We start from the raw sequence: 26,953 nt of genomic DNA on the forward strand, positions 1-26,953 counted from the left end.
TCAGGCGGCGGTCGCGGGCTCCTGCTCATGCGTGCCGTTGCCGGCGGGCGCCACCCGGAGCGCGGTCAGCCGGTTGCGGCTCTTGCGCATCACCTCGAAGCGGAAGCCGTGGAAGGTGAAGGCCTGTCCGGCATCGGGGATGGCGCGGGCCTCGTGGATGACGAGGCCGGCGATGGTCGTGGCCTCCGCATCTGGCAATTGCCAGTCCATCGCCCGGTTGAGGTCGCGGATCGGCACGCCGCCATCGACGATCACCGCGCCGTCCGGCTGCTGGCGCAAGCCGGGCACGGCGATGTCGTGCTCGTCGCGGATGTCGCCGACGATCTCCTCGAGGATGTCCTCGAGCGTCACCAGCCCCATCACCTCGCCATATTCGTCGACGGCGAGGGCAAAATGCGTCTTGCGGGCGAGGAAGCCCTTGAGCTGCTCGGGCAACGGCGTGTTCACCGGCACGAACCAGGGCTCCAGCGCGATCGCGGCGACATCGAGCTTGCAGGCATCGCCGCCGGCGGCGTCGAGCGCGCGCAGCAGGTCCTTGGCGTGCAGGATGCCGACGATGTTCTCCGGCTTGTCGCGCCAGAGCGGCATGCGGGTATAGGGCGAGGCCAGCACCTCGCGCACGATCGCCTCAGGCCCGAGATCGAGATTGATCGTGCGCATCTTGGTGCGGTGGATCATCACGTCGGCGACTTCGAGCTGCTTCAGGTCGAGCAGGCCGCTGACCATGTCGCCATCGGCCTTTTCGACCGTGCCCTCCTGGCGCATCAGTTCGACCTGGTCGCGCAAGATCTCGTCGATCGCCAGCACCGGGCGCTGCGAATCGATCCGCAGGCCGAACAGGCCGAGCGAGCGGCGCGCGAACCATTGCATCAGCCGGACTGGCGGACCGAATACGGCAAGCAGGTGCGCCACGGGCCGTACCAGCTTGAGCGCCATCCGCTCGGGCTCGGCGACGGCCGCCATGCGCGGGGCGAGTTCGCCGAGCACGACGACGATCAGTGCGACCGCAATCGCAAGGCCGGCCGCGCCGCTGACGCCGAAGGAGGCGAGCGCTGCATAGGCGGCGAAGCTCGCCGTCGCGGTCTTCACCAGCGTTCGCGCCAGCAGGAAGACGCCGCTCAGGCGCTCGCGGTCACCGAGCACGCGCAGGACGATCGCGGCACGGCGGCTGCCGGCCTTCTCCTGCTGGACGAGCCTGGCGCGCGAGATCGCATGAAGCGCCGCATCGGCGGCGGCAAGGAAGCCGGTCAGCAGCACGCCGAGCGCGACGACGGCGATAGCGAGCCAGGGATCGAGATGGGGAATGGCTACCATGGAGGAAGCGGTCAGGCCCCTGCGAGTTCACTTTCGATGAAGTCGTGCGCCGCCTCGGTAGCGACGCCGGGCGCGATGAAGCTCCTGCCGATGCCATGCGCCAGGATGAAGGTCAGCGCGCCGCGCTTGACCTTCTTGTCCTGGGTCATCGCCTCGACGATCTCGGCGGCCGTTCCAGTGCCGCCGGGCACGTCCTGCAGCCGGGTCGGCAGGCCGACGGCGGCAAGATGGGCGGCGACACGGCCGGCGTCCTGCCCGGAGCAGAGGCCGAGCCGCTGCGAGAAGCGGAAGGCGAGACTAAGCCCGATCGCGACGGCTTCACCATGGACGAGGCGGGCGGAGTCGTAACGGGTCAGCCGCTCCAGCGCGTGGGCGAAGGTATGGCCGAGATTGAGCAGGGCCCGGTCGCCGTCCTCGCGCTCGTCCCGTGCCACGACTGCGGCCTTGGCCCGGCAGGCGGTCGCGACGGCATGGTCACGTTCGGGCCCGCCCTCCATGACGCGGCGCCAGTTGACCTCGCACCAGTCGAAGAAGGCGGCATCGTCGATCAGCCCGTATTTCACCACCTCGGCATAGCCGGCCTTGAACTCGCGCTCGCTGAGCGTATCGAGCAGCGCGGTGTCGCAGACCACCAGCGCCGGCTGGTGGAAGGCGCCGATCAGGTTCTTGCCGTGGCTGGAATTGATGCCGGTCTTGCCGCCGACGGAGGAATCGACCTGGGCGAGCAGGCTGGTCGGGATCTGCACCAGCCGCACGCCGCGGCGCAGCACCGAGGCGGCAAAGCCCGAGAGATCGCCGACGACGCCGCCACCGAGCGCGATGACGAGGTCGTTGCGCTCGATCTTGGCGGCGAGCAGCCCGTCGCAGAGCTCGATGAAGCGGGCATAGGATTTGGACGCCTCGCCCGGCGGCACGGTCAGGCGCGTCGCTGTGACGCCGGCCCGGTGCAGGCAGGATTCGAGCGCCGGTGCGTGCAACGTGGCGAGGTTCTCGTCGGTGACGATGGCGGCGCGGGCGCCGGGAAAGCGGCGCGCGATCACCTCGGCTGCTTCGCAGAGCTGGTGGCGGCCGATCAGGATGTCATAGGAACGCTCGGCCAATGCGACCGGCACGACGATGCGCTCTGCTGCGGCGGCAGCGGGGACCGCGGCGTTCATCATGTATTCTCCCGACGCAGCCGCTGATCCAGCGCCGCCATGGCGTCCTCGACCACGACCTCATGCGGATCGTCGCGCGAGAGCAGCGTGATGTCGGCCAGCGCATAGACCGGCTCGCGCTCGGCCAGCATCCGGCGCATGGTCGCTTCCGGGTCGATTGTCTGGAGCAAAGGGCGGTTGCTGCGCTTGCGGACGCGGCGCATCAGCACGTCGAACTCGGCCTTCAGCCAGATCGAGACACCGAGCTCGGCGATGCGGGCGCGGGTATCGGCGTTCATGAAGGCGCCGCCGCCGGTCGCCAGCACGAGGGGCGCGCGGGTGGTCAGGATGCGGGCGATGACGCGGCGCTCACCGTCGCGGAACTCGCTCTCGCCACGCTGGGCGAATATCTCCGGGATCGTCATGCCGGCGGCGGTTTCGATCTCGGTATCGGCATCGACGAAGGGCAGGCCGAGACGGGCGCCGAGGCGCTTGCCGACCGAGCTCTTGCCTGAGCCCATCATGCCCACCAGCACCACCGCCCGTGCGCCGAGTGCGGCGCGCAAGGCGATGCGGTCCACCTGTTCGATCGTGTCCGCCATCGTCATCGAATGAATTCCTTGAGCCCGCTCTAGCATGAGGATCGCGGTACCGCCATGTGCGATGCGCTGCGGCTTGACCGAGCCTTTCGAGTCGGGCTCGTAGCGCCGCGACGAGGATGGTGGGGGCGCATGGTGCCGGTGGCCGGAGAGGATTGCGGGATCGCTGCGCTGCGGCCGCCCTTCGTGCTGCTGGAGGATCGCAGCGGAGCGGGGACGGCGCTGCTCTTTGCCGAGCCGGTCGAGATCGTAGCAGCCAGCGAGCCCTCCGAGATCGCCCGCGCTTTCGCCGCCATCGAGGCTGGCTTGTTGCGCGGGCTGCACGCCGCGGGCTTCCTCTCCTATGAGCTCGGCTATGCCTTCGAGCCACGACTCGCCGGGCTTTTGCCGAGCGAGCGAGCCCTGCCGCTGCTCTGGCTCGGCCTATTCGAGCCACCGCGCAGGGTTGCCTCGGCAGAGCTCGACCAGCGCTTCGCGGCACTGTGCCCACCGCCGCTCGAAGATCTGGCGTTCGGGTTGGACGAGGCCGGACACGCGGTGGCGGTGCAGCGCGTGCTCGACTATCTCCACGCCGGCGACGCCTATCAGGTCAACCTGACTTTCCCAATCCGCTTCCGTTATCGCGGCGATCCGCTCGCACTCTACGGCGCCCTCAGGGCGAGCCAGCCGGTCGCCCATGGCGGCATGGTCGCGACGGGCGAGGCGAACATTCTCTCGGTCTCGCCGGAGCTGTTCATTGAGGCCGCTGGCGGGCGCGCCATCACCCGGCCGATGAAGGGGACATCGGCACGCGCCGTCGATGCGCAGGCCGACGAGGCGGCGAAGGCGGCCTTGCGGGCCGATCCGAAGCAGCGGGCCGAGAACCTGATGATCGTCGATCTCCTGCGCAATGATCTCAGTCGGATCAGCGAGCAAGGTTCGGTCGAGGTACCCGCGCTCTTCAGCGTCGAGACCTATCCGAGCTTCCACACGCTGACCTCGACCGTGAGGGGCCAATTGCGGCCGGGCCTGTCGCTGCTCGAGCAGATGCAGGCGCTGTTCCCCTGCGGCTCGGTCACCGGCGCGCCGAAGCTGCGGGCGATAGAGATCATCCGCGAGCTCGAAAGCGCGCCGCGCGGGGTCTACACCGGCTCACTCGGGATGATCGCGCCCAATGGCGACCTCAGCTTCAACGTCGCGATCCGGACCGCGACGCTGCTGCCGGATGGCGAGGGCGTCTACGGCGTCGGCGGCGGCATCGTCGTCGATTCCAGGCCAGCAGAGGAATATGCCGAGTGCCGGCTGAAGGCGCGGGTGCTGACCGATCTGGCCGAGGATTATGGGCTGATCGAGACCTTGCGCTGGTCGGGCGGCTATGTCCGGCTGGCTCTGCATCTCGAGCGCCTCGCCGCGTCGGCGGCGGCGCTGGGTTTCAGCTTCGATCGAGAGCAGGCGCTCGGGCAGCTCGCCGAGGCTGAAGCGCCATTTCCCGCTGGGGGCGAGCGTCGCGTGCGCTGCGAGCTGCGCCGCGACGGCACGCTTCAGGTCACCGCGGCGTCGATGCCGCCTGCGCCGAACGGCTTGATTCAGATCGCCGTTTCGAGGCAGCCGGTCGATGCCGGCGATCCCTTCCTGCGCCACAAGACGACGCGGCGGGCGGTGTATGAACGGGCTTTCGCCGAGGCCGCGTTGCAAGGCTGCGACGATGCTCTGTTGCTGAATCGGCAGGGCTTCGTCACCGAGACCAGTCGCAGCAACATCTTCGTCGAGCGCGATGGCGTGCTGCAGACGCCGCCGCTGGAGCATGGGCTGCTGCCCGGTGTGCTGCGCCGCGAACTGATCGAAACCGGCGCCGCCCGGGAGGTGCCTTTGCGACTTGAGGATGTCCGCCAGGCCGAGCGCTGGTTCGTCGGCAACAGCTTGCGCGGCCTCCAGATCGCGCAGCTCGCAGGTTCAGTGCTTGCATCCGGCCCGCTCGATCAGAAATAACGGGTTGGGGTGTATGGGGAATCGCCGGCCGTGCCGACGCTGTTCAAGTTCCTGACGTTTCTGGCCGTGATCGCCGGGCTGGTCTATGGCGGCATGATCGCGCTGGTCACCTTCGTGAAGCCGGAGCCGCGCGAGATGGTCGAGATCGTGCCGCCCTCGAAGCTGCAGAAATGAGCAAGCAGGCGCGCTCCTGGCTGAACGGCTTCCTCGACATGCTGGCGGCCGAGCGCGGCGCAGCCAAGAATACGCTCGAGGCCTATGAGCGCGACCTCGAAGATTATCTCGGCTTCGCCGCGAGCCAGGGTGGCCCGGCGGCGGCCACGGCGGATGACATCCGCGCTTATCTGGTCGAGTTGTCGGAGCGCGGGCTGAAGGCCTCCTCGGCGGCGCGGCGTCTCTCAGCCGTCAGGCAGTTTCATCGCTTTCTCTACACCGAAGGCCTCGCGGGTACCGATCCAACCGCTGCGATCGAGGGGCCACGGCTTGGCCGGCCATTGCCGAAGGTGCTCAGCGTCGCAGAGGTCGACGGGTTGATCCGCACGGCCCAGCAGATGGCTGAGCAGGAGGGACTGTCGCCAGCGGCGCGGGCGCGCAATGTCAGGATGCGCTGCCTGATCGAGATGCTCTACGCCACCGGCCTGCGCGTTTCCGAGTTGATCGCGCTGCCGCTCTCGGCCGCGACGACGCGCGAGCGCTTCCTCGTGGTGCGCGGCAAGGGCGATAAGGACCGGCTGGTGCCGCTGAACGAGGCGGCACGCGTGGCCGCCTCGGCGCATCTCGCCCTGTTGCGCGAACAGGGCGCGGCCGAGGGACGCTGGCTCTTTCCGTCCGACGGTGAGAGCGGGCATCTGACCCGCCAGGCCTTCGGGCGCGACCTCAAATCGCTGGCGGCAGCCGCCGGCCTGTCGCCGGCCAAGGTCTCGCCGCACGTCCTGCGCCATGCCTTTGCCAGCCATCTCCTGCAGAACGGCGCGGACTTACGCGTCGTGCAGGAGTTGCTGGGTCATGCCGACATCGCGACGACGCAGATCTACACCCATGTCCTCGACGAGCGGCTGAAGAGCATGGTCCGCGACCTGCACCCGCTGATGGACGGCGAGAGCTAACTCACGCGGCGCTCGGCGTGCTCGGCGCCGGCTCCTCGCCCTTCCTGCCGCAGAGAGCCAGCATGGCGCGGGCGATCTCGGCCTCGCCCATGATGGTGCGGCTGGCGCCGCACTCCCTGAGATGCTCGACCTCGGCGAGGGAATGGGCGCGGGCGATGATCGGCAGGCCCGGATTCGCTTTTCGTGCCTGCTCGCAGACCTGGCCGGCTTCGAAGCTGCCGGGGATGGCGACGAAGAGGCGCTTTGCGCGCGGCAGCCTGGCGGCGGCGAGCACTTCCGGATCGGCGGCATTGCCGACCAGCACTTCGGCGCCGTCGCGGCGAGCGGCGATGACGCCGTCATCCTGATCCTCGATCACCAGCAGCTTCTCGCCCATCGCCGCGAGCCCCGCGCCGAGCAGCGAGCCGACGCGGCCATAGCCGACGACGACGATATGGTCGGAGAGCGCGGTCGGGGCGATGTCGCGCTCGGGAGCAGGGGCTGGCTCTGGCTCCGGCGTGGCAGCGGGCGCTTCCGGTTGAGGAGCAGGTGCGGCTTCGGCCGGTTTCGGCTTGGCCGGTGCCGGGTCAGGCGGCGCAAACCGATCGACCAGCTTGAACAGCACCGGGTTGAGCACGATCGAGAAGATCGCGCCGGCGAGGATGAGGTCGCGGCCCTGCTCCGGCAGCAGCTTCAGGGAGACGCCGAGCCCGGCGAGGATGAACGAGAACTCGCCGATCTGCGCCAGGCTGGCCGAGATCGTCAGCGCGACCTGATCGGGCTTGCCGAAGGCGCGCACGATCAGCCAGGCCGCCAGCGACTTGCCGAACAGGATGATGGCGATGGTCGCGATCAGCGGCAGCGGCGCCCGCAAGACGATGCCGGGGTCGAACAGCATGCCCACGGAGACGAAGAACAGCACGGCGAATGCGTCGCGCAGCGGCAGCGATTCCTCGGCGGCGCGGTGGCTGAGCGGCGATTCGCTGAGGATCATGCCGGCGAAGAAGGCGCCGAGCGCGAAGGAGACGCCGAACAGGCTGGCGGCGAGATAGGCGACACCGAGCGCGATCGCGAGCACGGCGAGGCGGAAGAGCTCGCGCGAGCCGGTATGGGCGACCCAGTGCAGGATCCAGGGGATCAGCCGGCGGCCGACGATCAGCATGAAGGCGACGAAGGCGGCAACCTTGGCGAGGGTCAGGCCGAGCACGCCCCAGAGGCCTAGATCGAAGCGCGTCGCCAGCGGGCCGCCGCCGGAAGCGGCGCCGGAGCCGCCGTTCAGTACATCGGCGACAGCCGGGATCATCACCAGCGCCAGGACCATGGCAAGGTCTTCGACGATCAGCCAGCCGACGGCGATCTTGCCCTTTTCGGTCTGAACGATGCGGCGCTCCTGCAGGGCGCGCAGCAGTACGACGGTACTGGCGACCGAGAGCGCCAGGCCGAAGACGAGGCCGGCGATCACGGTCCAGCCGAGCAGCAAAGCGAGGCCGAGGCCAAGCAAGGTCGCCGCCGCGATCTGCACCAGCGCACCCGGCACGGCAATGGCTTTGACCGAGAGCAGGTCCTTCAACGAGAAATGCAGGCCGACGCCGAACATCAGCAGGATGACGCCGATTTCGGCGAGGTCGTTGGCGAGGTTCTGGTCGGCGACGAAGCCGGGGGTGAACGGGCCAACCGCGACGCCGGCGAGGAGATAGCCGACGAGCGGGGAAACCCTGAACTTCTGTGCCAGCGCCCCGAATACGAAGGCGAGGCCGAGGCCCATGACGATGATGGCGATCAATGGGCCGTGATGCATGGGTCTCCGGTGGGCAGGCGGGAAAGGGGAGCGCTTGCGATCTTGCGGATCGCGGCGGGAGAATTCAACCTTCGATGGCAGACAAAAGTCTCAAGAAGCCTGCGACACGGTGTGCAGGGTGCTGAACATTTCCGCGTTTCTCCGAATCGCGAACTGCTCGGCAACTTTCCCTATCGCGTTTTCTTCTCGCGAGCCGGGGTCCATTTCGCTTGAAAATGCTTTGCAGTCAGGCCTTGGTCGGCTTGTGCTCGAGCAGGATCTGGCCCTGCTTCTCGACGCCGAGTTTCAGCTTCTCGGCGAAGATCGCGAGCATCAGGGGCAGCATCACCTCGACGCGTACCAGCGCATCCTCGACCTCGATCCTGCCGCTGACGGTCTGGCCGAGGGCAGCGACGCCGAACTGCAGCGTGTCGCCCTGCCAGCTCTCCTCGACGAGCTGCATGCCGAAGCCGCCGAGCTTGTCGCGGACCTTGCCGACGCCGCCCTGCAGCCGCTGGCGGGCCGTTTCGCGGCCGAGCGAATGCGAGATGGTGATGGTGACGGGGCGTTTCATGCGTCAGGTCCCGGAAGCGTGAACGAACTGGCGTGACGCTGAGATGGGCTGCGCGGCGGGTGCTTGCAACCGCCCAAGGACTCGACCTTGAACGAGAACGTCCCGGGTAGGGACACCCGGGACGACGCATGTGACGTGAAACTGGGTTTGAGGGTTAGTGGCTGCGGGCTTCGAGCGCCTGCTGGCCTTCCGGCGTGACCTTCCAGACCTCGTCGCCGGGCTCGGCCAGGCCGCGGCCCTGAAGCAGGCGCAGCATCGCCTCGCCGAAGATGAAGCGGCGTGTCTCTTCGCTGATGCTCTCGAGCGCGATCCACTCCGGATCGGTCATCACGATGCTCTCAGGGTTCGTCGCGGTCTCGGCCATATCGTCCTCCTCCGTGGCGGTTGCGTCGGTCAGAGGCAAAATCGCCAGCAATTTGGGAGAGTATATGGCCGGTCTTGGGTGGCGCTGCGGCAATTGCGCGGGTTTTCCGGGTTAGACGGCGGTTTTTCCGGATGAGTCCTAGCCGTAAGGCAGGCGTAGCCCTGCCTCGGCGGCGCAGGCCTTGAGCGCGAGCAGGATCGCGTTCTCGTCGGTCTCGACGCCGTGGCGCTGCAGACAGGGCACCAGGATCGCCGCCTCGGCATGGCCAGCCGGGCCGATCACAGGGCAGGCGATGTCGGTGACGGCGAGGATGTCGCGGCTCGGCGCGATACGATGGCCCAGCGCCCGGATCTCGCTGAGCGACGCATGCGTTGCCGGCTCATCGAGGCGTTGCCGGACCTCGGGCGGGGCCTCGCGCATCAGCCCGCGCCGGCGCGCCTCCGACTGGAAGGCGAGGATCAGCAGGCCGGAGTTGGCGTCGAGCGCCGGGCGGCCATAGCCGGGGCGGACGATGACGCTGGCGTCGAGATGGCCGGCGGTGGTCGCGAGCACCACGGTCTGCGCCCGGCTGAGCACGACGAGATGGGCGGCCTGGCCGCTCTCCTCGCTGAAACGCTCCATCAAGGGCAGGACGACCGAGGTGAGCTGCTTGCCGCCCGGCGTCCTGATGCCGAGGTCGAACAGGCGGCGCGACAGGCCGAGCCGGTCGGTTCCCGGCTCGCGCTCGAGATAGCCGCGCTGCTGCAGCACGAAGACCATGCGGAAGATCTCGCTCTTCGAGCGCTGCAGCCGCTCGGCAATGACGCGGGTCGAGAGCGGCTCGCCGGTTTCCGCGAGCAGTTCGAGGATGTCGAGGCCCTTTTCCAGGGCCGGGGCGGCATAGGCCGCCTTCTCGTCGGTATCGGCTTCTGGGAGAACGCTCATGTCGCGCCTGTTTCATATATGAAGCTTGACATCAAATAAGAAGCCAAACTAGCCTCCGGGTAAAGAGGGAGAGACATGAGCGCATCGCCGCGAGATCCGTCCAGCGTATCCGGACGACGGGCCGACGGCCCGCAGGCCCAGCAGGGCTGACGGCGATGAAGTACGGGCTCCAGTTTCGCGACGTCTTTGCGGCCTGGGAGTCCATTCTCGACGGCGTCTGGATCACGCTGCTGCTCTCAGGCGTGGCGATGGTTGGCGGCCTCCTGATCGGCGTGATCTGCGCGGCCGGGCGGACCTATGGCCCGGCCTGGCTGCGCCGCATCATCGGCGCCTATGTCGAGATCATCCGCAACACGCCGCTGCTGGTGCAGCTCTTCCTGATCTTTTTCGGCCTGCCGAGCTTCGGCGTCAGGCTCGATGGGCTCACCGCCGCGATGATCGCGCTGGTCATCAATCTCGGCGCCTACACCACCGAGATCGTCCGTGCGGGCCTGGAGGCGGTGCCGAAGGCGCAGGTCGAGGCCGGCCATTCGCTCGGGCTCTCCGGCCTGCAGGTCTTCCGCTACATCGTCGTCTTCCCGGCGCTGAAGGCGATGTTCCCGGCACTCGCCAGCCAGTTCGTGCTGCTGATGCTGGCGACCAGCGTCGCCTCACAGATTTCGGTGCAGGACCTGTTCCACGCCGCCTCGATCGTGCAGTCGCGTACCTTCCGCGATTTCGAGGTCTACACCGTGATCGGGGTGCTCTATCTCGCGCTCGCCATCGGCTTCCGCGGCCTCTTCGCCCTGATCTACCGTGTGGTGTTCGTGCGATGATCCGGGAATTCGGCCTCATCGATGTGATGTACCTGATCGCGGCGGCGCGCTGGACGATCGCGCTGACCGCGGTTGCCTTCGCCGGCTCGGCGGTGCTCGGGCTTGCGCTTGCAATCCTGCGCATCCTGCCGGTCGCGCCACTGCGCTGGTTCTCGGCGACCTATATCCAGCTCGTCCAGGGCACGCCGTTGCTGGTCTGGCTGTTCCTGATCTTCTTCGGCCTGCCGCTCGCCGGCATCTCGGTCAACCCCTGGATCGCGGCGGCCGTCGCCTTCTCGGTCTACGGCTCGGCCTTCCTCGGCGAGATCTGGCGGGGCGCGCTGGTCTCGATCGCGAAAACGCAATGGGAGGCGGGGGCCTCGCTCGGACTCTCGCTGGCCGAGCAGCTCCGCTATGTGATCATCCCGCAATCGATCCGGATCGCGATCCCGCCGACGGTCGGTTTCCTGGTGCAGTTGATCAAGAACACTTCACTCGCGGCGGTGATCGGCTTCGTCGAGCTCACCCGTGAGGGCCAGCTCACTGCGGCTGGCACCTACAAGCCCTTCGCCGTCTACATCACCGTCGCCTGCATCTATTTCGCGATGTGCTTCCCTCTCACGCAATGGAGCCGCTCACTCGAGCGGAAGCTCGATGTCGCTCGTTGAAATCCATGACGTCAGCAAGAGCTATGGCGCCAACCAGGTGCTGAAGGGCGTGTCGCTCGACATCGAGAAGGGCGAGGTCGTCGCCGTGATCGGCCGCTCGGGCTCCGGCAAGAGCACACTGCTGCGCTGCGTCAACGGGCTGGAGCCGGTGCAGGCCGGCACGATTCGCATCGACGGCGTCCAGGTGAACGATCCCGCCACCGATCTGCGCAAGCTCAGGCAGGAGGTCGGCATCGTCTTCCAGCAGTTCAACCTGTTCCCGCATCTCTCGGTCAGCGACAACATCACGCTCGCCCCGCGCGTCGTGAAGAAGCAGCGGCCGGAAGAGGCGCGCGAGGTCGCTCGCGAGGTGCTGGCTCGCGTCGGGCTGGAGGACAAGCTCGACGCCTATCCCTCGCAGCTCTCCGGCGGCCAGCAGCAGCGCGTCGCAATCGCGCGCTCGCTCGCGATGCGGCCGAAGCTGATGCTGTTCGACGAGGTCACCTCGGCGCTCGATCCGGAGCTCACCGGCGAGGTGCTGAAAGTGCTCGAATCCGTGGCGCAGCAGGGCATGACCATGATGCTCGTCACCCACGAAATGGGCTTTGCCCGCAGGTTCGGCTCCCGTGTCGTCTTCATGCACGAGGGCCGCATCCACGAAGAAGGCCAGGCCGCGGCGGTGCTCGCCGAGCCGAAAACGCCCGAGCTCATGACCTTCCTCAGCGCGGTGCTGCACTGAGGTAGAGACGATCGGTTCCAGTAGCGGTCAACGAGGGGAGAGAAAGATGCGTAAACTGTTCGCAGGTTTGGCGGCGATGGCGATCGCCGCGTTCGGAGCGGTCGAGGCCAGGGCCGACAAGCTCCAGGACATTCTGTCCAAGGGCGTGGTGCGCATCGGCGTGCCGCTCGATGCCCCGCCCTTCGGCTCGCAGGATGCCAATCGCAACCCGGTCGGATTCGACATCGAGTTCGCCGAGATGGTCGCCAAGGGGCTCGGCGTGAAGCTGGAGATGCAGCAGATCACCGGCGCCAACCGCATCCCGTTCCTGCTCACCGACAAGGTCGACATCGTCATCTCGGTGATGGGGCTGACCCCGGAGCGCGCCCGGCAGATCCAGTTCACCGCGCCCTATGCCAACACCTTCCTTGCGGTCTACGGCGCGAAATCGGCCAATGTGACCAGCCCGGAGACGATCGGCTCGAACCGCGTCGCCGCCGCCAAGGGCACGACGCAGGAGCTGGCGATCACCGCGACGGCGCCGAAGGCCAGCATCATGCGCACCGAGGACGACGCGACAGCTGCAGCTGCCTACATCACCGGCCAGGCCGATCTGCTCGCGACCAACTCGATCGTCGCCCAGGCGCTCGCCAAGCAGAACCCGAGCAAGGAGTTCGAGCGCAAATTCGTCATCCGCCGCAGCCCGGCGCATATGGGCGTGCAGATGGACCAGCATAACCTGGTGCGCTGGCTCGACGGCTTCATCTTCTTCAACTCGATGAACGGCGAGCTCGACCGGCTGCACAAGAAGTATCTGGACATGCCGATGGATCCGCTGCCGACGCTGTAACAGGCGATCGCCAACCGAAGCAGGCGCGGGGAACCCTCTCCTGGAAGGAGAGGGCAGGGTGAGGTGTAGGCCGCTGGGCCAGTGCCGCGAGCGCTCACCGCGCGGTTAGGTTCAGGCCAACGTTTTCAGTCCGAACACCTCACCCCTGCCCCTCTCTTTCCAGGAGAGGGGTTCCTCGCGGCCGTCCCTAAAACGTCGAGCAATCCTCAGAGCCCCCGCCATGACCAGCTCCCGCCAGAAGCCGACGCCACGCCCGTCCAGCGCCTTCCTGACCGTCGATCCGGAGAAGGACGGCAAGCAGGTCGGCTTCCTGATGATCCCGCACTCCCCGCATGATGATGCCTGGGGCGCGACGCGGATTCCGATCGCGATCATCAAGAACGGCTCGGGGCCGACCGCCATCCTCGAAGGCGGCAATCATGGCGACGAATACGAGGGGCCGATCACGATCTGCGACCTGATCCGCGATCTCGACCCCGGCCGGGTGCAGGGCCGGCTCATCCTGATGCCGGCCAACAATGTCCATGCTGTCATCGCCGGCCAGCGCACCTCGAGCGTCGATGGGTTGAATTTCAACCGCACCTTCCCGGGCGATCCGCGCGGGACCATCACCCAGCAGATCTCCGCCTTCGTCAGCGACCATATCCTGCCGCTCGGCGACGCCTTCCTCGACCTCCATTCCGGCGGTTCCTCGCTCGACATCATCCCGAGCGCGATCGTCGAGCCGACCGACGATCCCGATTTGCATAAGCGCAATGTCGCGGCCGTCCAGGCCTTCGATGCGCCGATGACGGTGGTGATCTCCAATCTCGGCGAGCCGCGCACCGCGACAGCGACCGCCTGCCGGCAAGGGCTGGTGACGGTCGGGACGGAGATGGCGGGCGCCGGCACGGTCTCGCTCGACGCCCTGAAGCTCTGCCGGCGCGGTGTTGCCAATGTCCTCGACCATCTCGGCATCGTCGCCCGCGACAAGCCGGAGCCGCGCCGCGGCGACGGGCAGGTGCTCGAATTGCCGGGCACCGCTGCCTATGTCTACGCCACCGCGGACGGCGTCTTCGAACCCTTCCATGCGAATGGCGAAAAGGTCAGCGCCGGCCAGCCGGCGGGCAGGATCCACTGCACCTGGGATCCGACGCGTCCGCCCGAAACGCTGCATTACGCTGCCGACGGCATCCTGTATGGAAGGCGCCAGCCCGGCCGCGTCCGGCCGGGCAATTGCTGCCTGATCGTTGCGGCGCCCTATCGTGGGGTGCTGTCGTGATCGGCCTCGACGACATCCGCGCGGCGCGCTGGCGGATCGCGCCGCATATCCGCAAGACGCCGATCCTGCCCTATGGCCAGCTCAGCTCGCGCGAGGATTTCGGCGGCACCGTCACGCTGAAGCTCGAATTGCTGCAGGCGGCCGGCTCGTTCAAGGCGCGCGGCGCGATGAACCGGCTGCTGACGCTCTCGGGTGAAGAGCTCGCTCGCGGCGTCGTCACGGCCTCGGGCGGCAACCACGGGCTCGCCATCGCCCGCTCGGCCCATGTGCTCGGCGTTAAAGCCAAGATTTTCCTGCCGTCCAATGTGGTCGCCGATAAAGTCGCCAAGCTGAAGAGATGGGGCGCCGAGGTCGAGATCGTCGGCGCGATCTGGGACGATGCCAATGCCGCCGCGCTCGCCTACGCGAAGGAGACCGGCGCGACCTACGCCCATCCGTTCAGCGATCCCGTCGTGGTCGCCGGCCAGGGTACGCTCGGCCTCGACATCCTCGACGAGATCCCGGATGTCGACGTCATCCTCGTCGCGATCGGTGGCGGTGGCCTGATCACCGGTCTCTCCACCGCGGTGAAGGCGCTGCGGCCGCAGACGCGCATCATCGGCATCGAGCCCCACGGCTCGCCGACGCTGCGTGCCTGCCTCGAAGCCGGCAGGCTGGTCACGCTCGACAGACTGGAGACGCGGGTTGCGACGATGTCGTGCCGGCGTACCGACCAGGCGATCTACGAGGCCGTCGCAGGGAATGTCGACGAGATCGTTCTGGTCAGCGACGACGAGATGGAGCAGGCAGCGCAATCGCTTTGGTTCGAATTCGGGATCGCCGCCGATCTCTCGGGCGCGGCCGCGGTGGCGGCCTTGCAGGCGAAGCGCTTCGTGCCGGCGCCGGGCAGCAAGGTCTGCGCGCTGGTCTGTGGCGCCGGGACGGATGGGACGGCGAGCTAAAGGCTACGGCGCGACGCTCAGCCCCTGCACGCCGTGCCTTGCGATCAGCGCAGCGACGAAGCCCGATTCCTTGGCCGCGGCGACGAACTTCGCTAGGTAATCCGCCGCCTCGGCCTTGGCCTTGGGCACGCCGATCGCCTGCTGCACGGTCATGAAGTGGCCGTCGAGGATGCGCGTGCCGGGGATCGCCACGACATCCTTGAGCAGGCGCGGGCGCAGGCCCGCCAGCGCATCGAGCTCCTTTGAAACGAAGTCGGCAGCGGAGTCGTCGAGCGTGCCGGAGCGGACGAGTTCGGCCCTGCGGATGTTGCGGTCGAGCCAGAGGCCATAGGCGGCGCGGCCGCTGACGGCGATGCGGATACCCTCAGCATCGACGTTGACGATCTCGCGCAGCGGCGAGGCCTCGCGGACCAGATAGGTCGCTTCGATCTCGGCATAAGCCGGCGTGAAGCTGATCGCCTCGGCGCGCTGCGGCTCGGCGCCGATCAGGCCGACATCCCATTCGTCGCAAGGGGCGGCATCGGCGAGCAGGCCGGGATTCTCGTAGGTCACATAGCGCAGGCCGGTGCCGAGATTATCGGCGAGCGCGCGGGCCATGTCCGGCGAGACGCCAGCCGGTCCGCCATCGGGCGTGCGGCCGGATACCAGCAGGAAGTTCGAGAGGTTGATCCCGGCGCGCAGCAGATTGGCGGGGGCCAGGTGCTCGCGCACGGTCGGCGAGAGCTGGCCGATATCGGGGCGGAATTCCATGATCTCTCCCAACCGTTCGAGCGCTCGCCCTTATGCGCCGCATGGCGACAAGGAGACAACCCGCCGGCGGTTTTCCGGCGAAGTCGGGGCATCCTCATGACCATGCATTTTCTGCGGAACCATGCAGGAAATGAGCGGTTTGCCCTGAAAGGTTCTCTCATCGGAAGGAGGAATTCAGATGATGAAGAAACTGGTCCTCGCGACGGCCATCGTCGCGTTCTCCACCGCTGCCATGGCGCAGCAGAATCCCCGGGGTGCCCAGGGCGGCGCGGCCGGTGGTGCCGCAGCCGGGGCAGTCGGCGGCGCGATCGTCGGCGGGCCGCCCGGTGCGGTGGTCGGTGGTGTCGGCGGCGCGGTCGCCGGCGCGATCATCGGCGACAACACCGAGCCGCGCTTCCGCCAGTATGTGGTCGAGCATCGCGTGCCGTCCTACGCCTATGAGGAACCACTCGAGGTCGGCACGGTCTTGCCGACGCGCGGCGTCACCTATCGCGAGGTGCCGCGCGAGTATGGGGCGCGGGCGGGCTACCGCTACACGATGGTGAACGACCGCACCGTGATCGTCGAGCCGAAGACGCGCAGGATCGTCCAGATCATCGACTGATCACCACCGACGCGAAATCCTAAAAGCGCGGCCTTCGGGCCGCGCTTTCGTTTGCCCGGCGTCAGAGTTCCAGCCAGCGCGCGCCCTTGGCCGAGGAGCGGATGGCGGCCTCGATGAAGCGGACGCCGCGGACGCCATCGGCCACGGTCGGGACCTGCGTCGAAAAGGGGGCGGGCTCGCGCCGCTCGATCCGCGCCGTGATCTGCTCGGCGATATCGGCGTAGAGCTGGGCGAAGCCTTCGAGATAGCCTTCTGGGTGGCCGGCCGGCACGCGCGAGGCGGCATTGGCGACCGGATAGGCGCCGGCGCCATTGCGACGGATCAGACGCGGCGGCTCGCCGAGCGGCGAATGGACCAGCAGGTTCGGGTTCTCCTGCTGCCATTCGAGTCCGCCCTTCTCGCCATAGAGGCGAATGCGCAGGCCGTTCTCCTGGCCGGCCGCGACCTGGCTGCACCAGAGCATGCCGCGGGCCCCGCCCTTGAAGCGCAGCAGCATATGGGCGTTGTCGTCGAGCCGGCGGCCCTCGACGAAGACATGCGCCTCGGCGCAGAGCGCCTCGATCTCGTCGCCGGCGATGAACTCGGCGAGATTGAAGGCATGGCTGCCGATGTCGCCGATCGCGCCGGCCGGGCCGGATTTGGCCGGATCAGTGCGCCATGCCGCCTGCTTCTGGCCGCTGTCCTCAAGCTTGGTCGCGAGCCAGTCCTGCGCGTATTCGACCTGGACGACGCGCAACTTTCCAATCGCGCCCTCGGCGACCATGGCGCGGGCCTGCCGCACCAGCGGGTAGCCGGTATAGTTGTGGGTGACCGCGAAGATCAGGCCGCTATCCCCTGCCAGCTTGGCGAGCGCCTCGGCCTCGCGCAGGTTGGTGGTCAGCGGTTTGTCGCAAATCACATGGATGCCGGCCTTGAGGAAGGCCTTGGCTGCCGCGGCATGGCCGTGGTTCGGCGTGACGATCGCGACCGCGTCGATGCCGTCCTTGCGGCGCTTCTCGCGCTTGGCCATCTCGTCGGCGTCGGCATAGAGGCGGGCGGGATCGAGCAGCAGGTCCTCACCCGAGAGCCGTCCGCGTTCGGGGTCGGAAGAGAGTGCGCCGGCGGTGAGCTGCCAGCGATCGTCGAGCCTTGCGGCAATGCGATGTACCGCGCCGATGAAGGCACCACGTCCGCCGCCGACCATGCCGAGGCGCAGGCGGCGGTTGAGTTTTTGCGTTGTCGAACCCTCGATCGCCATCGGCGCCTCCTTCAGCGGGCAAGCCCCAGCATGCGCCGGTTGGCCGCTTCGTCGGTGCCGCCTGCGGCGAAGTCGTCGAAGGCCTTCTCGGTGACGCGGATGATATGGGCGGCGATGAACTCCGCCCCCTCGCGCGCGCCGTCCTCGGGGTGTTTCAGGGCGCATTCCCATTCGAGCACGGCCCAGGACTCGTAGTCGTATTGCGCCAGCTTGGAGAAGATGCCGCCGAAATCGACCTGGCCGTCGCCGAGCGAGCGGAAGCGACCGGCCCGGTCGATCCAGGGCTCGAAGCCGCCATAGACGCCGACACGGCCGTTCGGGTTGAACTCCGCGTCCTTCACATGGAAGGCCTTGATGCGCTCGTGGTAGAGGTCGATGAAGGCGAGATAGTCGAGCTGCTGCAGCAGGAAATGGCTGGGGTCGTAGTTGATGCAGGCTCTGCGGTGGCCGCCGACCGCATCGAGGAAGCGCTCGAAGGTCGCACCGTCATGGACATCCTCGCCGGGATGGATCTCGTAGCAGAGGTCGACGCCGGCCTCGTCATAGGCGTCGAGGATCGGGCGCCAGCGCTTGCCGAGCTCTTCGAAAGCCGTCTCGACCAGCCTGGCCGGGCGCTGCGGCCAGGGGTAGACGAAAGGCCAGGCGAGCGCGCCGGTGAAGCTGACATTGGCCGACAGCCCGAGTCGGCGCGAGGCTCTCGCGCCGAGCTTCATCTGCGCGACCGCCCATTCCTGCCGCGCCTTCGGATTGCCACGCACGGCGGGGACGGCGAAGCCGTCGAAGGCCTCGTCGAAGGCTGGATGGACGGCGACGAGCTGGCCCTGGAGATGGGTTGAGAGTTCGGTGATCGAGAGACCGTGCTGGCCGAGCGTGCCCTTGACCTCGTCGCAATAGGCGTCGGATTCGGCGGCCCTGGCGAGATCGAACAGGCGAGCGTCCCAGCTCGGGATCTGCACGCCCTTGTAGCCGAGCGAGGCGGCCCAGCGGCCGATCGCATCCAGGGAGTTGAACGGCGCCGCATCGCCGACGAACTGGGCGAGAAAGAGCCCCGGGCCCTTCATGGTCTTCATCGCGACCCTCCCGACAACACGGCCCCTTGGCGAAGCTCGCAATCGATCGCCTCAATGGCGATGTAATCGATTGCAGAACTGTAGCCGGACGGCCTCGCCTGTCAAATCTCGAACGGCCGCGATGCGTGATCGCAGGGGCCAGCAAGGCAGCGGTTCACCGCGAAGTCGGAGAGCTCAGGCCGGGCTGCCGAACTGGCTGTTGATCTCCAGGAAGACCGGAGCGATCTCCAGGAAGGTGTCGACCAGCACTGGATCGAAATGGCGGCCGCGCTCGGCTTCGATCACTTTCACCGCCTCGGCGTGCGGGATCGCGGCCTTGTAGACACGGTCCCAGACCAGGGCATCGTAGACATCGGCGATCGCCATGATCCGCCCGCAGAGCGGTATGGCCTCGCCGGCAAGGCCTTCCGGATAGCCTTTGCCGTCCCAGCGCTCGTGATGGGAATAGGCCATCTCTTTGGCGATCGTCAGGAAGCTCGTGGTGCCGCCGAAATAGCGTTCGGCATTGGCGATGGCATCGTGCCCTAGCTTCGCGTGGGTGCGCATGATCGCGAACTCCTCGGCGTCGAGCTTGCCGGGTTTGCGCAGGATGGCGTCGGAGATGCCGACCTTGCCGATATCGTGCAGCGGCGCTGATTTGTAGAGCAGCTCGATCAGTTCGGCGTCGAGCTCGGGTTGATAGAGGCCATGTCGACGCGCCGCCTCGGCCAAAGCGCGGACATAATGCTGGGTGCGGCGGATATGGTCGCCGGTCTCGTTGTCACGGGTGTCGGCGAGCGCCGCCATGGCGAGGATCAGCGCATCCTTAGCCCGCACCGCCTCCTCGCGCGCGGCGTGGAGCGATGAGAACAGCGCGACATTGGTCATCGCCAGTGCGGCGCTGTTGGCGATGCGCTTGAGCATCTCGACGCTCTCATCGGAGGGCTTGTGCGGGCGCGCCCAATAGGCGCCGATCGCCGCGACCGGATCGTCGGCATGGACCGGCACCATGACCAGGCTCTGCACGAAGGTCGCCCTGTAGGCGGCGTGCGGGATGCGATCGTCCAAGTAGACGTCCTCGATGACGACGGCTTCGCCATGCAGCATCGCCCAGCCGGAGATGCAGCGCTCGAGCGGGAAGCGCTGGCCTTTCCAGAGCGGGCCGATCGCGTCCTCGTCGGCATAGAAGCATTTGTCGTCTTCGCGCAGGACGAAGCTGATGCCGTCGGCGCCGACGAGCCTGCGGGCACCGCCGCGGACGACCCGCAGGATCTCCTCGACTCCGCGCGCTTGGGCGAGGCGCGTCGTCAGCTCTTCGAGGCCGGCCCTGGCCGGGGTCTCGATCTGCTCATCCTCGCCCAAGGCTGGCGAGGCCAGCGCGGCCGACTGCGTCATCCCACCACCATGTCGCTTCGCTTCAGGGCAGGCAGGGCCGCACCGGAATCGCTGCGATCATGGAACGCAAACCTTAAAATGCAAGGAATGCGTGCGATTTCGAAGTATCAAATGTGATGAGACCCGCCGCCGGGGGGCTTCCCTTGCGGCGGGCCGCTTTGAATTGGGCGCTGCTCAGCGTTCGATCATCTTGTTCCAGCGGCTGTTCCATTCTGGCCGCTTGGCGTTGATCTGATCCCAGTCGAGGGTGACCGCCGTCTTCATATTGGCGTGGAAGGCCTCGAGCTTTGTCTCGGCCTCGGGCGTCGTGGCCTTGGCCTTGGTGTTCGAGGGCACGATGTTGCCGGCGGCGAGCGCCTTGGACTGGGCTTCGGGCGAGAGCAGATAGGCGGCGAGCTTTTGTGCCAGCGCCGGCTCGGAATTGTTGGCGATGACGCACTGGGCGACCATCAGCACGACCGAACCTTCCTTGGGCTGGGCGTATTCGACGCCGATGCCCTTCTCCTTCAGCGTCGAGATCGCCGTCGGCGTCAGCGGGAAGATCGCGGCCTCGCCGGTCTGCGCCATCTCGGCGATCTTGGCCGAGCTCGGGATGAATTCGAGCACGTTCTTGCCGATCGTGTCGCGGAACTTGGTGAAGCCCGGCTCGACATTGGCCTCGGTGCCGCCCTGGATGCGGTTGAACATCAGGAAGGCGTGCAGGCCGAAGGAGGAGGCCGAGGCCGACTGGAACACGACCTTGCCCTTGTACTTGGGATCGGCGAGGTCCATCCACGAGGTCGGCGCCGGCCAGCCCTTCTCGTCGAACATCTTCTTATTATAGCCGAGCCCGGTCATGCCGAGATCGATGCCGACGGCCATGTCGTCCTTCATGCGGGTGCCGGGAGCGAGATCGGCCATTTCGGGACCGTTCTTCAGCTTCTCGCAGAGGCCGGCACCGATGGCGCGGACCATGACGCCGTCATCGAGGAACATCACATGCATCTGCGGCTTGTCCTTGGCCGCGGTCGCCTTGGCGAGGATGTCCGAGGAGGTGCCGGGCACGACCACGAGCTTGACGTCGTTGGCCTTCTCGAAATCCGGGAAGACGGCCTGGGTGAAGGTCTTCTCGAAATTGCCGCCGTTCATGCCGACATAGAGCGTCTTCGACTGGGCGAAAGCGCTGCCGGCGGCGGAAAGCGCGACGGCGGCAACGCCGGCTGCCAGGATGGTGCGATAGCTGGTCATGGTCTCAACTCCCCTGCGTTGTGCGGCTCTTGGTTTTGCCCCGCACCCGAGCCAGCGTCGGTGCGGGCGGAATCTTCTTTGAAGCGGCCGATCGAGAAGGCCGCGATCGGGGTCTGCGTCTCGCCGTCCCGGACGAGCTCGGCGAGCACCTCGCCGACGCCCGGGGCAATCTGGAAGCCGGCGCCGGTGAAGCCGAAAGCGTGGATCAGGCCGGGCGTCGTCCCGCTCGGGCCGATCACCGGGTTCCTGTCTGGCATGGCACCTTCGGTACCGCTCCAGAAGCGGATCGCCTGGGCATGGCGCAGGCCGGGGAACAGTGCAGCGGCGTTGTTCATGATCGCGATGGCACCGTCGCCGCGCGGCCGCGAGAAGTCGGGATCGGCCAGCGCTAGAGCGCGCTCGCCGCCGACCACGACATTGCCGCGCTCGACCTGACGGGCATAGATGCCGCCCCCTTCCATGCCGATATTGACCGACATCACCTGCTCCATCGGCTCGGTGACGACCATGGAGGGGTAGATGCGCGAGAGCGGCACCGGTTCGCCAAAACTCTCGGCAAAGGGGCCGGCCCAGGCGCCGGCGCTGTTGACGACGAAGCGGGCGCGCAGGGTGAGATTGCCGGCTTCCAGCACGAAGCCTTCGCCGTCGCGGGTGACGCCCTCGACGGCGGTGTTCTCCAGCACCTCCACCCCGGCCCAGCGCGCCGCGGCGGCAAAACCGGTCGAGACCAGGCGCGGATTGGCGTGGCCGTCGCCAGCACAGAAGGAGGCGCCGACGACGCCGTCGCCGATCCAGCCGAAGCGCTCGCGCAGGCCGTTATGGCCGATCAGTTCGAGGTCGAGGCCCTGCTCGGCGACAGCGTCCGCATAGGCTTCGAGCGAGACCATGTCGGCATCGTTGCGGGCGAGCTTGAGATGGCCGGACCGCAGGAACTCACCGTCGATCCCGATCAGCGCCTTGAGCCGCGGCCAGATCGCATGCGCCCGCTGCGACAGCGGCAATTGCTCGACCGGTCGGCCCTGGCGGCGCACGCCGCCATAGTTCACGCCCGAGGCCTGCGCACCGCAAAAGCCCTTGTCGAGCAGCGCGACGGAAAAGCCCATGCCGCGCAGCGCCAGGGCGGCCGAAGAGCCGACGAGGCCGCCACCGATGACCGCGACGTCGACGGAAAGGCGCCGGCTCATTCCGCCGCCTCCTGCTGCGCCGCGAGCGCGAGCGTCAGCGGCACCGGCTTGACCGGAGCCTGGCTGCGCAGGCGGCCGACGGCCTCGATGCCGCGGTTCGTCTCATGCGTCAGCAGTTCGGCTGCCGCGGCCCCGCAGATGCGGCCCTGGCAGCGGCCCATGCCGACGCGGCTCACCGCCTTCAGCCGGTTCAATTCGTGCACGCCGAACTGGCCGATGGCCGCACGGACCTCGCCGGCGCTGATCTCCTCGCAGCGGCAGAGCGTGGTGCTGTCGGCGATGTCGCGCATCCAATGTGCCGGGAAGGGGAAGGCGGCTTCCAGCACCTCGCGGAAACGGCCGATGCGGGCGAGCTCCGCCTCCAGCGTGGTGGCGCGGGCGGTATCATGCGGCAGGCCGCGGTCCTGCAGCAGAGCGAGCGCGGCGCGCTCGCCGGCCCGCTCGGCCGCGTCCGCTCCGGCGATGCCAGCGCCGTCGCCGGCGAGATAGACGCCGGGAACACTGCTGCGGCCGGCAGTGTCGCGCTCGGGCAAGAGGGCACGGTCGCGCGTGTTGAAGGCGAAGCGGCAGCCGGCGAGATCGGCGAGCTGGGTTTCGGAGCGCAGGGCAAGGCCATAGCCGATGCCGTCGCAGGCGAGCCGGTGCTCCATCCCGTCCTGGCGCCAGGCGATCGCCTCGACTTTATTTGCGCCCTCAATGCGGACATCGGCGACGCCGTAGTGCAGTGCGACACCGCCAAGTTTCAGTTCCGCGGTCATCCGCATGCCGCGCAGCACGATTGCCGGGAAGAGCGGCAGGCCGCGCAGCAGGTTGAATTTGGCGGCGAAGGGCGCGGTGTCGAGAATGGCTGCGACCCTGGCGCCGGCCTTCATGTACTGCCAGGCGACGAGATAGAGCAGCGGCCCGGAGCCAAGGAAGACGATCTCTGAGCCGATCGCGCAGCCCTGGCTCTTCAGCGCGATCTGGGCGCCACCCAGGGTGAAGACGCCGGGCAGGGTCCAGCCGGGGATCGGCAGGATGCGGTCGGTGGCACCGGTCGCGAGCAGGAGCCCGTCATACGCGACCTGGCGGCTGGTGCCGGCGACCATGATGTCGGCGCGGCCGTCGCTGATGTTCCAGAGCAGCGCCTGCGGCCAGTAGTCGAGCTTGCCGTCGAGCGCGGCGAAGTCGCGGTGCAGCGCTTCGGCCTTGGATGCTTCCGAGCCGTAAAGGTCATGGCTGGCGCGCCCGTCCGGGACGAGACGCTGGCGGTAGATCTGGCCGCCGCAGGCCGGCGCCTCGTCGACCACGAGTGGGCGCAGGCCGGCCGCGACCAGCGCCTCAGCGGCGCGGATGCCGGCCGGGCCGGCGCCGACGATCAGCGGCTGCGGGCGCTCGCTCACGCTGTCCTCGCACGGCGGGTAAGGATGCTCATGCCGGCCGTCAGCGCCGTCGAGCAGGCGCGCAGGCGCTCGCCGCTTTCGAGCACGACCCAGCAATCCTGGCAGGCGCCCATCTGGCAGAAACCGGCGCGCGGCGAGGCCGTGAACTCGGAAAGGCGCAGGCGCTCGGCCTGGGTCAGGATCGCGGTCAGCACGGTGTCGCCGGCGCGACCCTCGCAAGCGACGCCGTCGAGGGTGAAGGGGATGGCCGGGTGGTCGGCACGGACGAGGCGGTGCAGGAGCGGCATGTCACTTCTGCCCGACCAGGATCTTATCGAGGCCGAAGGCGCGGTCGAGCACCAGCATGGCGGCGGCGGTGAGCGCGATCATCAGCGCCGAGACCGCGGCCATCATCGGATCGATGGATTCGGTCGCGTACATGTACATCCGCACCGGCAGGGTCACCGTCTGCGGCGAGGTTACGAAGATCGACATGGTGAGTTCGTCGAAGCTGTTGATGAAGGCGAGCAGCCAGCCGCCGGTGATGCCGGGCAGGATCATTGGTGCAGTGACGCGGCGGAACACCGTCCAGTGCGAGGCGCCGAGCGTCATCGCCGCCTGTTCGGCCGAGCGGTCGAGCCCGGTGAAGGCGGCCATCACCAGGCGCAGCACATAGGGCGTGATCACGACGACATGGCACGCCACCAGCCAGCCGAAGCTGCCGGTCGCGCCGATCAGCGCGAAGAGCCGCAGGAAGGCGACGCCAAGCACGAGGTGCGGGATGATCAATGGCGAGAGGAAAAGGGCGTTCAGCGCGTTGCGGCCGGGAAAATCGTAGCGGTCGATGGCGAGCGCTGCCGGCACTGAGATCGCGACCGAGAGCGTCGCGGCGAGCGTTGCCAGCCAGAGGCTGTTGACGAAGGAGGCGACGAAGTCTGGGTGCTCGAAGATCGCCTTGAACCAGCGCAGCGAGAAGCTGGTGGTCGGGATCGAGAGCGTGTTTTCCGGCGTGAAGGCGACGAGGCAGATCACCACGAGCGGCGCCAGCACGAAGGAGACGATAAGGGTGTGGAAGAGGAGCGCGAGCGGGCCGTTCTTCTGCATGGCGCTCACCCCAGGGCCTTGCGGGCTCGCGTCTCGATGACGCGGTTATAGGCCAGCATGATCACGAGATTGGCGGCGAGGACGATGATCGCGATGGTGGCGCCAAGCGGCCAGTTCAGCTCGTGCATGTATTCGTCGTAGACCAGCGTCGCCGCCATCTTGAGCCGGCGCCCGCCGAGCAGGCCGGGGATGGCGAAGGCGCTGGCCGAGAGGCCGAAGACGATCAGGCTGCCGGACAGCATGCCGAGCGAGACCTGCGGCAGCACGACCCGGCGCAAGGCGGTGAAGCGCGAGGCGCCGAGGCTCCAGGCGGCGGCCTCGACCATCGGATCGAGCTTCTGCAACGCAGTCCAGACCGGGATCACCATGAAGGGCAGCATGACGTGGACGAGCGCGATGACGATCGCGGTCTCGGTGTAGAGCAGGCGGACGCTGTCGAAACCCAGCATCTGAAGCGCCTGGTTCACCAGCCCGGTCGAGCCCAGCAGCATGCTCCAGCCGAAGGCGCGGACGACGACCGAGACCAGCAGCGGCCCGATGATCACCAGGAGGAAGACCGAGCGCCAGGGATCGCGCATCCGCGACAGGATATAGGCTTCGGGCGCGCCAATGACGGCGCAGATCAGTGTGGTGAGGGCCGCGAGCCGCAGCGTGCGCCAGAAGACGCCGAGATAGTAGTCGTCCGAGAACACCGCCGCGTAATGGGCGAGGGTGAACTCGTTCTTGATGCCGCTGGTGTGGTCATAGACGTGGAAGGACAGGACCACCGTCAGCACGAGCGGCAGGACGATCAGCCCGAGGAAGAGCAGCGCGCCCGGCCCGGCGAGCCAGAACGGTGTCGCCGCGGAGCGCCCGACGCTCATGCCGCCACTCCCTGAGCCAGCGGCTCGACGCGCTGGCTCGTGAGGGGCCAGTCAAGTGCGATCTTGGCGCCCTCGCGGGCCGGCTCCTCGCCGTCGTTCGGTGCCGAGACCAGGATGGCGCCCGCCGCGGTCTCGACCGTGAACAGCCAGGAGCCGCCGAGGAAGAAGCGATTGGCGATGGTGCCGTCGAGCCGGCCCTGGCCTGCCGGCTTCAGCGCGATCTTCTCCGGCCGGATCGAGAGCGCGATCGCCTGTCCTTCTCGAAGGCCGCTGGCTTCGGCCGGCAAGGCGAGACCGGCGACCTCCGCGGCGCTCTTGCGCCAGACGCCTTCCAGCCGGTTCATCTTGCCGACGAAGGTGGAGATGAACGGCGTCGCCGGGTTCTCGTAGAGCTTGTAGGGCGCGTCGACCTGCGTCATCCGGCCCTGTTCCATCACCACGACGCGGTCGCTGATCGAGAGCGCCTCGGCCTGGTCATGCGTCACCATGATCGTGGTGGTGCCGACGCGCTGCTGGATGCGGCGGAGCTCGAACTGCATCTCCTCGCGCAGTTTGGCGTCGAGATTGGAGAGCGGCTCGTCGAGCAGCAGCACAGGCGGCTGGATGACGAGGGCGCGGGCGATAGCGACGCGCTGGCGCTGGCCGCCGGAGAGCTGCCGCGGATAGCGCTCGGAAAAGCCGCCGAGATGGACGAGCCCGAGCATGGTTGCGACGCGCTCCTCCCGCTCCGCCTTGGCGACCTTGCGCATCTCCAGGCCGAAGGCGACGTTCTCGGCTACCGTCATGTGCGGGAAGAGCGCGTAGCTCTGGAAGACGATGCCGAGGCCGCGCTTGTTTGGGGTCTCGCGGGTGATGTCGCGACCATCCAGCGTGATCGTGCCTGTGGTCGGTTCAACGAGGCCCGCGATCATCTGCAGCGTCGTGGTCTTGCCGCAGCCGGAAGGGCCGAGCAGCGAGACGAACTCGCCTTTGGCGACGCTGAGGTCGATGTCGCGCGCCGCGGCGAAATCGCCGTAGATCTTGCTCAGGTTTTCCAGCGTCAGGAAGCCCATGACCTCTCCCGCTTGGCTCGCCCCGCCCGCTCATCGGGGTCTTTTGCCCTCGTGCGTTTCAGAAGCCGGAGTGGTGGAACTTCGTCAACGAAGAATTCCATATAAAAGAATTTTAATACAAAGAATTCCGTTATATGAAATTTATTGTGTTGGCATGTTGAGATGATTAGCGTGA

At 67.5% G+C, this 26,953-nt stretch carries 28 protein-coding genes; 10 read left to right on the forward strand and 18 right to left on the reverse strand.

All coding sequences use genetic code 11. The features are described from left to right. Genes ACWIGM_RS24115 through ACWIGM_RS24125 form a run of 3 tightly spaced genes read right to left on the reverse strand, consistent with a single transcriptional unit; the run spans position 1 to position 3,058 of the window. Complete coding sequence (locus ACWIGM_RS24115) at positions 1-1,314, reverse strand: HlyC/CorC family transporter (protein ID WP_454028498.1); 1,314 nt, start codon at positions 1,312-1,314, stop codon at positions 1-3. Between the two features lie 11 nt (positions 1,315-1,325). Next, complete coding sequence (gene aroB / locus ACWIGM_RS24120; RefSeq protein WP_454028499.1) at positions 1,326-2,471, reverse strand: 3-dehydroquinate synthase; 1,146 nt, start codon at positions 2,469-2,471, stop codon at positions 1,326-1,328. Then, positions 2,471-3,058, reverse strand: coding sequence for a shikimate kinase (locus ACWIGM_RS24125; protein WP_454028500.1), 588 nt, complete (start codon positions 3,056-3,058; stop codon positions 2,471-2,473). The genes aroB and ACWIGM_RS24125 overlap by 1 nt, the downstream gene beginning before the upstream one ends. A 123-nt stretch (positions 3,059-3,181) precedes the next feature. Here ACWIGM_RS24125 and ACWIGM_RS24130 point away from each other — a divergent pair, with 123 nt between their 5' ends. Genes ACWIGM_RS24130 through ACWIGM_RS24140 form a run of 3 tightly spaced genes read left to right on the forward strand, consistent with a single transcriptional unit; the run spans position 3,182 to position 6,123 of the window. After that, on the forward strand, positions 3,182-5,017 hold the full coding sequence (locus tag ACWIGM_RS24130) for an aminodeoxychorismate synthase component I (RefSeq protein WP_454028501.1): 1,836 nt from the start codon (positions 3,182-3,184) through the stop codon (positions 5,015-5,017). A 30-nt stretch (positions 5,018-5,047) separates the two neighbouring features. Then, complete coding sequence (locus ACWIGM_RS24135; protein ID WP_291679216.1) at positions 5,048-5,191, forward strand: histidine kinase; 144 nt, start codon at positions 5,048-5,050, stop codon at positions 5,189-5,191. Further along, complete coding sequence (locus tag ACWIGM_RS24140; protein ID WP_454028502.1) at positions 5,188-6,123, forward strand: site-specific tyrosine recombinase XerD; 936 nt, start codon at positions 5,188-5,190, stop codon at positions 6,121-6,123. The genes ACWIGM_RS24135 and ACWIGM_RS24140 overlap by 4 nt, the downstream gene beginning before the upstream one ends. A gap of 1 nt (position 6,124) precedes the next feature. Here the strand turns inward: ACWIGM_RS24140 and ACWIGM_RS24145 are convergent, their stop codons facing one another. From ACWIGM_RS24145 to ACWIGM_RS24160, 4 genes are all read right to left on the reverse strand, one after another. Next, positions 6,125-7,900 carry a cation:proton antiporter domain-containing protein gene (locus ACWIGM_RS24145; protein WP_454028503.1) on the reverse strand — a complete coding sequence of 592 codons (1,776 nt, stop codon included), beginning with the start codon at positions 7,898-7,900 and terminating at the stop codon, positions 6,125-6,127. Between the two features lie 226 nt (positions 7,901-8,126). Further along, positions 8,127-8,453 carry a polyhydroxyalkanoic acid system family protein gene (locus tag ACWIGM_RS24150; protein WP_454028504.1) on the reverse strand — a complete coding sequence of 109 codons (327 nt, stop codon included), beginning with the start codon at positions 8,451-8,453 and terminating at the stop codon, positions 8,127-8,129. A 154-nt stretch (positions 8,454-8,607) separates the two neighbouring features. Then, positions 8,608-8,817, reverse strand: coding sequence for a hypothetical protein (locus tag ACWIGM_RS24155; RefSeq protein WP_454028505.1), 210 nt, complete (start codon positions 8,815-8,817; stop codon positions 8,608-8,610). A 138-nt stretch (positions 8,818-8,955) separates the two neighbouring features. Further along, entirely contained in the window at positions 8,956-9,741 is a 786-nt protein-coding gene (locus ACWIGM_RS24160) for an IclR family transcriptional regulator (RefSeq protein ID WP_454028506.1), read from the reverse strand. 155 nt (positions 9,742-9,896) lie between these two features. On the opposite strand from ACWIGM_RS24160, the gene ACWIGM_RS24165 reads away from it, so the two are divergent. From ACWIGM_RS24165 to ACWIGM_RS24190, 6 genes are all read left to right on the forward strand, one after another. After that, positions 9,897-10,556, forward strand: coding sequence for an amino acid ABC transporter permease (locus tag ACWIGM_RS24165; RefSeq protein WP_454028507.1), 660 nt, complete (start codon positions 9,897-9,899; stop codon positions 10,554-10,556). Next, entirely contained in the window at positions 10,553-11,203 is a 651-nt protein-coding gene (locus tag ACWIGM_RS24170) for an amino acid ABC transporter permease (protein WP_454028508.1), read from the forward strand. Before ACWIGM_RS24165 ends, ACWIGM_RS24170 begins: the two co-directional genes overlap by 4 nt. Next, the gene (locus tag ACWIGM_RS24175) at positions 11,190-11,921 is read left to right on the forward strand and encodes an amino acid ABC transporter ATP-binding protein (protein ID WP_454028509.1); all 732 of its coding nucleotides are present in this window, start codon (positions 11,190-11,192) and stop codon (positions 11,919-11,921) included. The genes ACWIGM_RS24170 and ACWIGM_RS24175 overlap by 14 nt, the downstream gene beginning before the upstream one ends. A gap of 46 nt (positions 11,922-11,967) precedes the next feature. Further along, positions 11,968-12,750: a transporter substrate-binding domain-containing protein gene (locus ACWIGM_RS24180; RefSeq protein WP_454028510.1), complete on the forward strand. Its 783-nt coding sequence runs from the start codon at positions 11,968-11,970 to the stop codon at positions 12,748-12,750. Between the two features lie 220 nt (positions 12,751-12,970). After that, complete coding sequence (locus ACWIGM_RS24185; protein WP_454028511.1) at positions 12,971-14,011, forward strand: succinylglutamate desuccinylase/aspartoacylase family protein; 1,041 nt, start codon at positions 12,971-12,973, stop codon at positions 14,009-14,011. Further along, the gene (locus ACWIGM_RS24190) at positions 14,008-14,952 is read left to right on the forward strand and encodes a threonine ammonia-lyase (RefSeq protein ID WP_454028512.1); all 945 of its coding nucleotides are present in this window, start codon (positions 14,008-14,010) and stop codon (positions 14,950-14,952) included. The genes ACWIGM_RS24185 and ACWIGM_RS24190 overlap by 4 nt, the downstream gene beginning before the upstream one ends. Positions 14,953-14,955: 3 nt before the next feature. Here ACWIGM_RS24190 and ACWIGM_RS24195 read toward each other — a convergent pair whose 3' ends face one another. Beyond that, positions 14,956-15,702, reverse strand: a complete 747-nt coding sequence (locus ACWIGM_RS24195) for a transporter substrate-binding domain-containing protein (protein ID WP_454028513.1) — start codon at positions 15,700-15,702, stop codon at positions 14,956-14,958. Between the two features lie 178 nt (positions 15,703-15,880). Between ACWIGM_RS24195 and ACWIGM_RS24200 the strand changes: the two genes are divergently transcribed. After that, on the forward strand, positions 15,881-16,306 hold the full coding sequence (locus ACWIGM_RS24200) for a DUF1236 domain-containing protein (RefSeq protein ID WP_454028514.1): 426 nt from the start codon (positions 15,881-15,883) through the stop codon (positions 16,304-16,306). Positions 16,307-16,367: 61 nt separating this feature from the next. Here ACWIGM_RS24200 and ACWIGM_RS24205 read toward each other — a convergent pair whose 3' ends face one another. From ACWIGM_RS24205 to ACWIGM_RS24250, 10 genes are all read right to left on the reverse strand, one after another. After that, positions 16,368-17,543 carry a Gfo/Idh/MocA family protein gene (locus ACWIGM_RS24205; protein WP_454028515.1) on the reverse strand — a complete coding sequence of 392 codons (1,176 nt, stop codon included), beginning with the start codon at positions 17,541-17,543 and terminating at the stop codon, positions 16,368-16,370. An 11-nt stretch (positions 17,544-17,554) separates the two neighbouring features. Next, positions 17,555-18,613, reverse strand: a complete 1,059-nt coding sequence (locus ACWIGM_RS24210) for a sugar phosphate isomerase/epimerase family protein (RefSeq protein ID WP_454028516.1) — start codon at positions 18,611-18,613, stop codon at positions 17,555-17,557. 174 nt (positions 18,614-18,787) lie between these two features. After that, on the reverse strand, positions 18,788-19,987 hold the full coding sequence (locus ACWIGM_RS24215; RefSeq protein WP_454028517.1) for an HD-GYP domain-containing protein: 1,200 nt from the start codon (positions 19,985-19,987) through the stop codon (positions 18,788-18,790). A gap of 174 nt (positions 19,988-20,161) precedes the next feature. Then, the gene (locus tag ACWIGM_RS24220; protein WP_454028518.1) at positions 20,162-21,214 is read right to left on the reverse strand and encodes an ABC transporter substrate-binding protein; all 1,053 of its coding nucleotides are present in this window, start codon (positions 21,212-21,214) and stop codon (positions 20,162-20,164) included. Beyond that, positions 21,211-22,398, reverse strand: coding sequence for an NAD(P)/FAD-dependent oxidoreductase (locus ACWIGM_RS24225; protein WP_454028519.1), 1,188 nt, complete (start codon positions 22,396-22,398; stop codon positions 21,211-21,213). Before ACWIGM_RS24225 ends, ACWIGM_RS24220 begins: the two co-directional genes overlap by 4 nt. Further along, positions 22,395-23,780: an FAD/NAD(P)-dependent oxidoreductase gene (locus ACWIGM_RS24230; protein WP_454028520.1), complete on the reverse strand. Its 1,386-nt coding sequence runs from the start codon at positions 23,778-23,780 to the stop codon at positions 22,395-22,397. The genes ACWIGM_RS24225 and ACWIGM_RS24230 overlap by 4 nt, the downstream gene beginning before the upstream one ends. Further along, on the reverse strand, positions 23,777-24,067 hold the full coding sequence (locus tag ACWIGM_RS24235; RefSeq protein ID WP_454028521.1) for a (2Fe-2S)-binding protein: 291 nt from the start codon (positions 24,065-24,067) through the stop codon (positions 23,777-23,779). The genes ACWIGM_RS24230 and ACWIGM_RS24235 overlap by 4 nt, the downstream gene beginning before the upstream one ends. A gap of 1 nt (position 24,068) precedes the next feature. Beyond that, positions 24,069-24,863: an ABC transporter permease gene (locus tag ACWIGM_RS24240; protein ID WP_454028522.1), complete on the reverse strand. Its 795-nt coding sequence runs from the start codon at positions 24,861-24,863 to the stop codon at positions 24,069-24,071. Between the two features lie 5 nt (positions 24,864-24,868). Further along, positions 24,869-25,726: an ABC transporter permease gene (locus tag ACWIGM_RS24245; protein ID WP_454028523.1), complete on the reverse strand. Its 858-nt coding sequence runs from the start codon at positions 25,724-25,726 to the stop codon at positions 24,869-24,871. Then, a complete protein-coding gene (locus tag ACWIGM_RS24250) occupies positions 25,723-26,778 on the reverse strand; it encodes an ABC transporter ATP-binding protein (RefSeq protein ID WP_454028524.1) in 1,056 nt (351 codons plus the stop codon). Before ACWIGM_RS24250 ends, ACWIGM_RS24245 begins: the two co-directional genes overlap by 4 nt. Between the last annotated feature and the right edge of the window lie 175 nt (positions 26,779-26,953).

The sequence above is a fragment of the Allobosea sp. NPDC055332 genome, assembly GCF_053645455.1.